This window comes from Pedobacter sp. (assembly GCF_040513095.1).
Taxonomy (GTDB): domain Bacteria; phylum Bacteroidota; class Bacteroidia; order Sphingobacteriales; family Sphingobacteriaceae; genus Pedobacter.
The window spans coordinates 1-11,018 of record NZ_JBEVDX010000129.1; the positions used below are offsets into that span (position 1 = coordinate 1).

The window sequence follows — 11,018 nt, forward strand, 5'->3', positions numbered from 1 at the left end:
TCCAACTACCGGCATCCCCTGCATCATCGCCTCACAAACTGCCAGGCCCAGGCTGGTGTAGCGTATCGGATTAAAGAAAAAACGATATTGAGCTATGAATTCAGGCAACTGTGGATGCAGTACTTCACCAATACCTAAATCCCCGGTGTTCATGCCTACCAGGTCAAGCGGTATATGTTTCCGCACTTCATTAAAGATATCCAGCCCAAGTAAACGGCCCCTGGAGGGCAGGTTGTTGATAACAACAATGCCTTTATTCAGGTTTCCCCTGTAGAGTGCGTTTGAAGCTGTCACCCCATGTTCGATCACTAAGGTTTGGAGACCGTGATTATCCCACATGAGTTTGTTGTAATGTGTTACATGTACGAGGACCACCTCCGGATCATTTACCGGATGAAGCGCATTTGTAGGGTGCTCCCATGGCGGATCGTGCTCAAGGTATATCCGGGGCAGCTTCCGTTGCTCTTCAGATAAAATGTCATACTGGTCTTTAAGGTAATTTTCGTCAGTTTGAAAAAGAACCAGATCGAACTGCATACCCCTAACCGAAGCCGCATCGACCTCAATGACATTTGAGCCAAATGGAAAGGTTTCGCCTCTTCCATAATAGCCTTCAGACTTCTCAGTGTTCACCGGAATAAAAATGTCATAGTTACCCTGAGAGAGGTAAAACAAATAGCTGCCGTGAATATGCCAGGTAAAAATTCTAATTCTATCCATTTTCATCCTCAGGATTGCAATTATCTTCAATAGACTCTTCATCAAAGTCCTGATCATCACTCTGCAGGTCGTTATCAGTCAGGAATTCATCTCCATCCTCACCTGCTATTTCAAGATCATACAGAGCGTCGGCCTTGTCATCATCTTCGGCCTGTTCTTTTTTATACGTGCTGTCTTGTTCCTTAGGTTTTTCAGAAAAGCGAAGAGCAGCTGTTTTTTCCTCTGGGGTTTCAATCAGTTGATCAGGTACCATAAGCTTGAGTTTAATGGTACCCATCCAAACCTTATGCCGTTAACTGCTGCTTAATTTTGCAGAAATCAGTGGTAAGCGATGTCCAAATTAACAAACCGTCTCTAAATGGAAACCAGCGCTTTGTTCTTGAATCTGCAGCCGATCAGTGGGATTCCGATACCCTCTGATGAGGTATTTAAACAGCGAAATACGCGTAACATTACGGTGCTCAAAACGTATTTCGTGCCTGTCAAAATTTACTACAGCAATTACCGGGATTGTATAAAATTCCTCAGTTCAGGGGTAGAATCCGCACGATCTTATTCAGAAAAATTTATTATACACACAAGTTATAAAAAGCGCTGCCAGATATATGCCTGCATGCTTATGCTCTTGCCAAACAGTAGCAAGTCTCAGGAAAAAACATAAAAACACAGATAAAACAATCAAAGGTTACCTGCTGAAAAATTAAAAATTGCTCAGTTAATTTCTGCCAAGCAGCTATCAGAAGAAAAAGCAGTCATACTTATGAGTATCCTATTCCACTAGGTGTATTTCAAATTTAAAGAAACAATAACTATTTTATAACAATAAGTCAATTCTTAAAAAGATAAATTTATCAGAACTATGACGATTAAAGAGATTTTACTGGGACAAGCAAAATTAGAGGGAAAAAGAATCCTAAGGAAAGAGGCAAAGGAGGAAATGGTTGAAAAAAATAATGAAAAACCAAGGCCTCACTGATGAACAAATTGTGAAATTTGCAGAAGCCGCGATGGTAAGCAGGATTAGTTGCGAGAGGAATGTAATTCCAATTCTGAAGTAGATTAAGTATTATTTATTTCAAGCATAAATCTCATGCACTGCCACATAATATCCAATTGTATTTTAGGTTATCTGAATAATTTATTTGTGTAATTCTCAGCGTGCCTCTCCCGATTTTTCAGACGCTCATTAACAAGGAATAGAACCAAATCATCTGTTGATAAATCAATAAAGCCAATACATCAAAAATCCTTTTGAAAGGGATTCGCATGTTCTTGGCTATAAATTCCAGCTTCTCTCCATTGAATGGTAGCATACCGTATTTTTTGACGGATTTATCGGAGAGTTGCCTAGCTTAACTTTAGTACACATATAACTGTCATTTACAAGCTTTGTTTTAGTCTTTCAAAAAATTGCTAAACAGTTTTCATTTTTCTTTCATTTTTGGTGGGATAGCCCTTTTGGTAAGTGCTCATATGGCTAGCGACACACTTCATCTATTGGCAAATTTATTTTTTTCTCATCATTTTTTCCTTTGCCTCATCGAGTGTCATTTCCTTATCCCACAAAACTTCTGACTTATAGGTTTTGTTCAACAAACTAATGTATTCCTGCATCGAAGGCAGGCCCGCTGCTTTACGGCGGGAATCAAGGTTTTCCATATCCTCTACAGGCCACACAGTCACTACGTCGCCTGCTTTAAAAGTCTGTGTACCATAGGTTTGTTTTTTACCGCTGCGTAGTTGAATGCGATCCTGTAGGGTAGCGAAATCATTTCTGGATACAACGCCGAGCTCGGTCTGAGTTTTCAACATGGGAAAATACCTGGCCATATAGGTAGTATCAGCATGGTCAATGATAAGGAAAATTGTATGATTATCTATAGCTGAAAGCCCCTTAGGCCATCCACACTTATCTAATAAAGCAGCGATATACAGTTGGTTTTTCTTGTCGGAAATCTTCAATTCGAGTGCAGCTGCCTTGATTTCTTCTGGTGTCTTTCGTTCCAAATCCTTAATAATACGTGCCCGGTCTCCCTGGTCTCTGTTTCTGATCTCAGATAGCTTTTCACGAAGTTGAAGTGAATCACTGCATAGGATGTCCTGCGCCCGGGTAAAATGGAGACCAGTAAATAAAAAAATCACGAGAAATAGTACTTTATTCATAAAACTAGAAGGTAATTGTCATCATTGTGCAGCCAAATAACGAATTTCCATCTAAAGTACGAAGTGATTCGTACGATTTATTTTTATATTACCAGACTGTTTAACAAATTGTACAATCAGGGAAATGATGATGCACCCTAAGTTTTATACTCAGTAAAAAATTCTCCATCTCGTTCTGCAGTGTGATTGCCCCAATTTGTTAATACTTCTAAAACAGGCAATAAACTTTTGCCAAATTCAGTGAGGCCATACACAACTTTTACAGGTGGTTTATCACCATAAACTTTTCTTGACACCAGACCATCCTGCTCTAATTGCTTTAGCTGTAAACTTAAAGTCATTTCGGTAATTGCAGGCATTTCCTTACGGAGTTCGTTATACCTTTTATCATGGTCTGTCAGGTGGTATAAAATAACAGCTTTCCATTTTCCGCCAATTAAATCCATGGTCAGACTTAATGTGCAGGGGTATGTCTTCCCCTTTAGTTTTATATAATCGCCAAGGCATTCCGTTTTCATACTATATATTTGATAACCTATCCATTCTGATAGTTATTGCAAACTTAACATACTATAGATAGTTTTGCAACTCAAATTATTATAGTATGGCACTGATCATTTTAGCACATCCAAATTTTAAGAACTCTGCAGCAAACAAAACCATTATAGAGGAGCTTAAGAATAGCAGGCTGCAAATAGAAATAAGGAATATTCACGAATTATACCCTGATTACAAAATTGATATAAAAGCAGAGCAGGATGCTTTGTTAAGACATAAAACTGTTATTTTTCAATATCCGGTTTATTGGTATAATATGCCAGCCATTTTGAAACAGTGGTTTGACTTGGTATTTGAATATCAATTCGCTTATGGCTCAAAAGGTGACAAACTAAAGGATAAAAATTTCATACCAAGTTTTACTGTCGGGGCACCCGAAGACGAATATAATACTTTGGGTAACCATCATTTCCGTGTATACGAATTTTGTAAAAACCTTGAACAAACAGCCTATTATGCACAAATGAAATACATTGACCCCATTTATTTTCATGGAACATCTTTAGAAGCTGGTTATACAACAGATGATGTGAAGAATAAAGCAATAGATCAAGCTGAAAGATTGCTAAAACGGCTCTCTGAATTGGAAGAAATGCTATAGTTGGTTGCTGCGAACTAGAAAGCAGTAGTTTAGATGATCAATAAAGATTTCATAATGAATTTTTGACATTTGGAAACTGCAATTCTTTCATTTTTATGATTTATTTTCAGGTCTTAGAAGGTATATGATACGGTGGCATTTCATTTGAAATACATCGGCTTAATATGAGTTCTGAGTTTAATTAATAACATAAGTCAAATAATGATTGTTAATCCAGGCTGCCTTTGGGCGGCTTCCTTTTATTTTAGCTATGGAAATCATTTATGAAATATCATTAAATATGAAAACGGCCAAGGATATAGAAACGTATGGTTGTTTTATGCTCGGCCCTAATGAACAATTTGCCAGGGCTTTATATTCCGCACTTCAGGGAGATGACGAGATTTCTTTAAATTCGGTAATGACAATAGATCTTATCCGTCGGGAAAATGGAATTCCTTTCCCGCTGAAACTTCGGCATTGTAACTATGACCAGCTTGCTTCAAACGTAAAACTCATTACTAAAGAGCTATTCAAACAGCTTAATCTGGAGTAACCCCGGGAATTACCTCAGTACCTGTTCAAAAATAAAACCACCAAAAGGCCTGAGCACAATAAAAATGCCTTTACAATACTTAAATTAGCCTTATGGATGTAAACCACATGGCTAGGCTAAGGAATGCCATAAGTCAGCTCGCTCAGCTAACGAATCAGGACTGGGAACTCTTAGTACCGCATTTAACTTATCGCCATCTTGTCAAGGGGGAATGTTGGATAGCTGAAGGAAAGAAGGAACAGCAAATTGGATTTGTCCTGAGTGGGAACATGAGACACTACTATACAAAAGATGGTGAGGAAAAAACTACTTACTTCTATTTTGAAAATCATCTGGTCAGCTCATACTTTAGTGCACTTAATGGCCAACCCTCACAGTTAACGATTGAAGCACTTACTGAATGCCAACTCATCATCTTCCCTTACAAGGTGCTGCTCTCTCTTTACGACAGATCGCATTTATGGGAACGCTTTGGCAGAAAGCTGGCTGAATACCTGGTACTTGGATTGGAAGAACGCATGGCCGGACTGTTGATACTCACACCAGAAGAGCGTTATCTGCAGCTGCTGCAGGAAACTAAAAAGAAGATTATAGAGCGGATACCACAGCACCTCATTGCAAATTATTTAGGGATTACTCCGGTTAGCTTAAGCCGCATCCGCAGCAGAATTAGCAGTAGAAAGATAATATAGAATTTTATTATCTTTTGTTAACGTTTCCTGGTCCTGTTATTTCTGAAATTTGATTATCAATCAAAAGACAATGAAAAGACTCATTCAGGCAGAAGCCATCGCTCCATTTTTTATCTCTATTCTGTTCATCAACAGGTTACCAACACATTTGGCCTGGTGGATATGGATACCCATCTTTTTAGCACCAGACCTCAGTATGATTGGCTACCTGATCAATAACAAGGCAGGAGCTTTTACCTACAACCTATTCCATCACCAACTAGTGGCCGTCATTGTAGCGGGGACCGGTATATTACTTCAATTACCTGATGTAGAATTAGCAGGCCTTGTGCTGCTGGGTCACAGTAGTCTTGATCGGGTAATGGGTTATGGCCTCAAATTTACATCAGGCTTCAAGTTCACTCACCTGGGTACTATGCAAAAAGTAGCATAATTCAAATCAATGGTTTGGATTTAGGAATGGTATTCCTGCGTTTAAATGATCATATAGAATTGAGCTTTTGTTTTAATGCTGTATAATATTGTCAACTGCGTCCGGATGAAAGGAGAGATAAAGAAAAGGTTCAACCAGCCCAAGTTCCATCAACATCTACTTTAATCTTAAATTACATTTTCAAAGAATTTCAGAATTGTGTATTTTGTCCGGAGTTAATACGATCAGTAAATATCAAACCACTATACCTCAACTTGACACACCATATTATTTACATCAGTACAGCAATACACCCGATGACTGATGAAGAACTCTCTATCATTTTAGAAGAATCGAGAAAATGGAACTACGACCATGGAATTACAGGAATGTTATTGTATGTTGAAGGAATCTTTGTTAGTTCAGGGAAGCGTGATATCGAGTCTGGAAAAGCAGGCAGGTTTATGCAAATTCTGGAGGGCACAGAAGAGGAGGTGAAAAAGATTTTTAATAAGATAAAGGAGGATAAAAGGCATATTAACGTAACCCCTCTTATAAATTCTACTGCTACCGGCAGATATTTCGAGTCCTGGCAAATGGGATTTAGGGCGCTTTCAAATGCGGATTTAAAAGAGAATTCAGCGTTTTTTAGTCCAGATATTGTATTTGCCCGGGAGAGTGATGCCGATCTGAGTAATCCATTGAACTTCATACGGTCCTTTTATCTAAGAGGTCAAAGTCAGCAAACAATATTTCAGCGTTAGGGATTTGAGAACTCTTTTAAACGGCGTTCAATGCATTTTCGAAAGAGCGGAGGAAGGGTCTGAACCCTACCCCGCCACGTATACTAATCCTCCACAGGAAGAGTAAACCAAAAAAGTGTTCCGGCACCTTCGGTACTTTCAACACCTATTTCTCCTCCATGGCGTTTAATTATATCAGCACAGATATATAAGCCCAGACCTAATCCTGAAACCTGAGCGCCCGTCTCGCTGGCCCTGTAATAGCGCTCAAAAAGATGCGGCAGCTTACTTGCCGGGATGCCGGGCCCGGTGTCCCTTACTGAAATCTTTACTAAGCTACCGAGATTTTGCCCGTTCAAAAAAATCTGTCTGCTTTGTGGAGCATACTTGACCGCATTGTTTATGAAGTTGGAGATTACCTGCTCAATGCGGTTCTCATCTCCAAGGATTTGCAACCCGCTTATTCCCTCTACAATAAGCTCATGGGTTCCCAACTGGCTGAGCTGTAAGCGACGTTCGTCAACCATATGGCTCAAAGTGAATTCCGTTTTATTCAGCGTTACCTGCCCCTCCTTAATCCTGGTAACAGTTAAAAGATCCTCTACCAAAATAGAAACCTTCTGCATGCTTTTAGCAGAATGTTCAATAAGCTTTGGAAGCAAAGTTGTAGGATTTGACTTCATTTTTTCCAATAGTTGCAAAGAGGCTTTCAGACTTGTTATCGGAGTTTTCAACTCATGACTGGCAATTGAAATGAAATCGTCTTTTTGCTGCTGCAGTCTCTTGAACTCAGAAATGTCAATTACTGTACCCAACAGCCTGCTCCGGTTTCCATCGTTATCATAATACACTTTTCCCTGCACCCGTACCCACCTGAGCGATCCGTCTGAAGGTGCAAGACGCGTCTCATAAAAAAGCCTGCCGGTTTTTTTGGCTATAGCATGAGCCTGTTCGCTGATTCCCGTATCCAAAGCATGGTAAGTAGCAAGTATTTCTGCCCTGCTCACCGGTCCTTCAAGACCAAAAATCTCGTTGAACCGCTCCGAGGAAGTAACTGACTGGTCAATGTAACTGAACTCATATGTCCCTATCTCAGCAGCTTCGATCGCCAGGCGACTGCGTTCCTCAGCATCTTCAATCCGTCGTCGGGCAAGCACTTTGTCGGTTACCTCATTGCCAACTACTATTATGGTAGCGGTTTGTCCGTTTAAGTTTGTCACCGGCTCAAAAACAAAATCAACAAATACAGTTTCCTCTACTCCATTTCTGATCAGATTGAGTTCATGTTCTAGGGCATGGAAAGCATTCCCTGTAGTGATCACCTGCTGCATTACAGGTGCATAAACCTCGGCGGCCTCAGCCACCGCATCCCAGATGGTATGGCCTTCCAGCTGGCCCCGTTGTCTGCCCACGAGTTCTAAGTAACTCTTATTCACATCCATGACCACGAGGTCTTCTGCACGGATCACACAGATAGCAACAGGTGCCTGTCTGATCAAATTGCGGAAACGCGCTTCACTGCGTAACAATTCACTATAAGATGCAGCCAATTCTTCATTTGTTGCCAAAAGCTCTTCATTAACGGCCGCCAATTCTTCATTAGAAGTGGCAAGCTCTTCAATGAAGTCCTGCATAATACGTTCATCCTCCTTCTTTTGGGTAATATCAATACAAGAACTGATGTAACCCGCGAACTTGCCGTCCGAAAGCAACCTTGGCGTGCCTTTTTTCAGCAGCCAGTGATAGGATCCTTCAGCACTCAATACCCTTAGCTCAGTAGTGTAAGATTCCCTTTCTGCGAGAGCAGCACCATGGATATCAAGAAATTCCTGCCTGTCATGCTCATGGATCAAATCCAGCCAGCCTACCTCAAGCAATTTCTCAAGAGTTCTCCCGGTAAGTATAGACCAGGCTTTATTAAAGTAAAATCGCTTCCCGGTTTCGTCCGCTACTGTGATCTGTACATCAGTATTGTCGGCCATCGACCGGAAGCGTTCCTCACTTTCGGCAAATGCCTTTACCCGTTCCTCTACAATCGATTCCAGTTTTGAGTTCATCTTTGAAAGTTCTTCTCTGCTCGCCAGTAGCTCTTCATTGATTGCACTGAGTTCCTCATTGGAAGCGGCCAGTTCCTCGTTTAATGACTGCTCCCGCATGAGCATAGCCTTGTTTTGAACCGATTCTTCCAGCGCACGCCTGTTAAGAAACAATTCCGTCACATCAGTAGCTGTATGTAGTATGGCTATAACAGCACCACTTTCCTCTTTAACTGCGCGGTATTCGAAATTAAAATAGAACGTGGACAACTCACCATCCACTACTAGTTCTGCAGCAGTGTCACTACCGGAAATCGTGATGCCCTCTTTCCACACTCTTGCAAACATTTCGGCAAAGGGCTGGCCTTTAAGTTCAGGCATAGCCTCTGTCAGTGTTTTGCCAATCACTTCGTTGCCCCTGCCCCAAAGGGCTAGCATTGCATTGTTGGCAAACTGAATCCTGGCATCTTTGCCAACATGTATGGCAGTAGCTGTCTGCGTGAAGGATAATACATGGTTTAATTGTTCAGCACTCAGTTCTTCTGCTTGATCACTCATTTGAGGCAATTGGTTTTAGGCTGCTAAAGTAGCAAAATAGATGGAAAACAAAACGCCATTCATTTTCGTCATACCAGGCAAACAATAATTACGGCAGGTAGTTTGGTAAGGCATGGCTTCAGATTATTAAAGCTGCAGCTGATGTGATTTTATCCTCATAAAGCCTGCGTTTCGTTGTACAGGATAAATATGGTATGATGCCAAAAAAAACAGGACTGATTCAAACATAAACCGGTAGCTATTCGTTTAAAAGAAATATAATATCAGTTTACAAATCAAAAAAACCAGAGCTAATAATTTACAAAATGGATGTAATAAAAGTTATTATAGCAGAAGACCACAAATTGGTACGTTGCGGAATAAAATTGTTACTCGAATCTGATCCAATGATATCAGTGATTACTGAAGCTGTATCCGGGGCCCAGGTGTTAGCGTTCCTGAAGCAGAATGAGCTTCCTGACTTAATCCTAGCCGACTTACAGATGCCGGACATAACCGGGATGGAACTTCTAAAAAATATAAGAATTAATTATCCCACTCTCGGTGTGGTTTTTCTAACGATGGTAGAAGATCATGAGGTTATCACTGAAGCATTTGACAATGGTGCTGAAGGGTATCTGACCAAGGATATCAGCAGCGAAGAGTTACTGTTTGCCTTAAAACATATTCATGGCGGAGGCAAATATATCAGTGCTAACCTTTCCCATCAACTATTTGTCAGGCCCCAGCAATCGTCAAGGGCACCTGCTACAGAAACAACAGATCTGGAATTCAATTCCAGGGAAATAGAAGTACTGAACCTGATTTCACAGGGCATGACCAACGGCGAAATGGGAGAAAAACTGTTTTTGAGCAAAAGGACGGTTGAGGGACACCGCCGGTCGCTCATTGATAAAGTCCAATGCCGCAACTCAGCTGAACTGGTAAAATTTGCCATAACACATGGCCTGATCGCCTGATTTCTTTCTTGAGGAAACGAGTATAATATATAATCTCTACGGTCCAAACATTTTAACAAGCCAATATGTCTTAGAGGATATCATTATTTCGCAAATAATTAAATTCAATATGGCTAACAGCAATCCGTTTTCGGTTTTCGCAGACATTTCTAAGGATCTTTTCTTTTCATACGACCTGCACTCGGCGAATTTTGTGTACCTGAACCCGGCCTTTCTCTCCTTTTTTGAGCTAAATTCTATAGATATTGACAAGGATCAAATCTTTGAAACAATACATCTGGACGATCGCAGTTACCTGCTCTCTAAGCTTGACGAATGTATCAATACTGAACAGATGGCCGATCTGGAATGCAGGATAACACCCAAAAAAGTTCAGCTTTGGATTAGGATTAAGGCATACCGGATCACTCATGAAGGAAAAAACCTAATCGTTGGGCAAGCTGAGGATATCAGTGTGTACAAAGAAAACATGGAAAACCTGCACAACCACAATATCAAAAAAAATACTATCCTCACAGTGGTAACGCATGATCTAGCAGGGCCTATTGGTACGATACAAAATCTGTCGGTTTTATTAAACAAGGAAACCAGCGAATACGCTAATCCAAAAGTGAATCAATATATTGACTTAATTAGTAAAATCAGTAAAAGTAGCATCAGACTGATGCGTAATTTCGTAGACCGCGAGTTTCGCGAAAGCGCCAGTCTGCGTTTGATAAAGACCCGTGTGGAACTGGTTGAAAAAGTCAGGTTAGCAGCAGAAGACCTGCTTGCCATGCAAATGGAGCTGAGGACAAATTTTTCCTGGACAGCCAATAAAAATAGTGTATATATAGATCTGGATGAAGATAAATTTATGCAGGTAATTAATAACCTGATCTCCAACGCACTAAAATTTACCCATGATGATGGCCATATCCATCTTGATATCAGGGATACAGATACCCATGTTAGCCTAAGTATTGCAGACGACGGCATAGGTATCCCGAAACAATATCATGCTACATTGTTTGATAAATTTACTGACGCAGGGAGAACCGG

General features: G+C 40.5%; 12 protein-coding genes. 7 read left to right on the forward strand and 5 right to left on the reverse strand.

Annotated features, from left to right (window positions below; genetic code table 11):
* The 4 genes from ABWY16_RS14855 to ABWY16_RS14870 form a co-directional block, all read right to left on the reverse strand.
* Window positions 1-720, reverse strand: a 720-nt coding sequence (locus ABWY16_RS14855) for a glycosyltransferase family 1 protein (protein WP_353905432.1), incomplete at its 3' end; no start/stop codon positions are given.
* A complete protein-coding gene (locus ABWY16_RS14860) occupies window positions 713-973 on the reverse strand; it encodes a hypothetical protein (protein ID WP_353905433.1) in 261 nt (86 codons plus the stop codon). The genes ABWY16_RS14855 and ABWY16_RS14860, both read right to left, overlap by 8 nt.
* A 1,253-nt stretch (window positions 974-2,226) precedes the next feature.
* On the reverse strand, window positions 2,227-2,883 hold the full coding sequence (locus ABWY16_RS14865; RefSeq protein ID WP_353905434.1) for a DUF6624 domain-containing protein: 657 nt from the start codon (window positions 2,881-2,883) through the stop codon (window positions 2,227-2,229).
* Window positions 2,884-3,020: 137 nt separating this feature from the next.
* Window positions 3,021-3,401 carry a winged helix-turn-helix transcriptional regulator gene (locus tag ABWY16_RS14870; protein ID WP_353905435.1) on the reverse strand — a complete coding sequence of 127 codons (381 nt, stop codon included), beginning with the start codon at window positions 3,399-3,401 and terminating at the stop codon, window positions 3,021-3,023.
* An 86-nt stretch (window positions 3,402-3,487) separates the two neighbouring features.
* On the opposite strand from ABWY16_RS14870, the gene ABWY16_RS14875 reads away from it, so the two are divergent.
* The 5 genes from ABWY16_RS14875 to ABWY16_RS14895 all read left to right on the forward strand — a co-directional run bounded on the left by ABWY16_RS14875 (window position 3,488) and on the right by ABWY16_RS14895 (window position 6,445).
* Window positions 3,488-4,042, forward strand: coding sequence for an NAD(P)H-dependent oxidoreductase (locus ABWY16_RS14875; protein WP_353905436.1), 555 nt, complete (start codon window positions 3,488-3,490; stop codon window positions 4,040-4,042).
* A gap of 280 nt (window positions 4,043-4,322) precedes the next feature.
* A complete protein-coding gene (locus ABWY16_RS14880; protein ID WP_353905437.1) occupies window positions 4,323-4,577 on the forward strand; it encodes a hypothetical protein in 255 nt (84 codons plus the stop codon).
* A gap of 92 nt (window positions 4,578-4,669) precedes the next feature.
* The gene (locus tag ABWY16_RS14885) at window positions 4,670-5,269 is read left to right on the forward strand and encodes a Crp/Fnr family transcriptional regulator (protein WP_353905438.1); all 600 of its coding nucleotides are present in this window, start codon (window positions 4,670-4,672) and stop codon (window positions 5,267-5,269) included.
* A gap of 70 nt (window positions 5,270-5,339) precedes the next feature.
* Window positions 5,340-5,702, forward strand: a complete 363-nt coding sequence (locus tag ABWY16_RS14890; RefSeq protein WP_353905439.1) for a DUF4260 domain-containing protein — start codon at window positions 5,340-5,342, stop codon at window positions 5,700-5,702.
* A gap of 254 nt (window positions 5,703-5,956) precedes the next feature.
* Entirely contained in the window at window positions 5,957-6,445 is a 489-nt protein-coding gene (locus ABWY16_RS14895; protein WP_353905440.1) for a BLUF domain-containing protein, read from the forward strand.
* A gap of 83 nt (window positions 6,446-6,528) precedes the next feature.
* Here ABWY16_RS14895 and ABWY16_RS14900 read toward each other — a convergent pair whose 3' ends face one another.
* A complete protein-coding gene (locus ABWY16_RS14900; RefSeq protein ID WP_353905441.1) occupies window positions 6,529-9,018 on the reverse strand; it encodes a PAS domain-containing sensor histidine kinase in 2,490 nt (829 codons plus the stop codon).
* A gap of 305 nt (window positions 9,019-9,323) precedes the next feature.
* Here ABWY16_RS14900 and ABWY16_RS14905 point away from each other — a divergent pair, with 305 nt between their 5' ends.
* A complete protein-coding gene (locus ABWY16_RS14905) occupies window positions 9,324-9,977 on the forward strand; it encodes a response regulator (RefSeq protein ID WP_353905442.1) in 654 nt (217 codons plus the stop codon).
* Window positions 9,978-10,086: 109 nt separating this feature from the next.
* A partial coding sequence (locus ABWY16_RS14910; protein ID WP_353905443.1) for a sensor histidine kinase occupies window positions 10,087-11,018 on the forward strand: 932 nt, incomplete at its 3' end.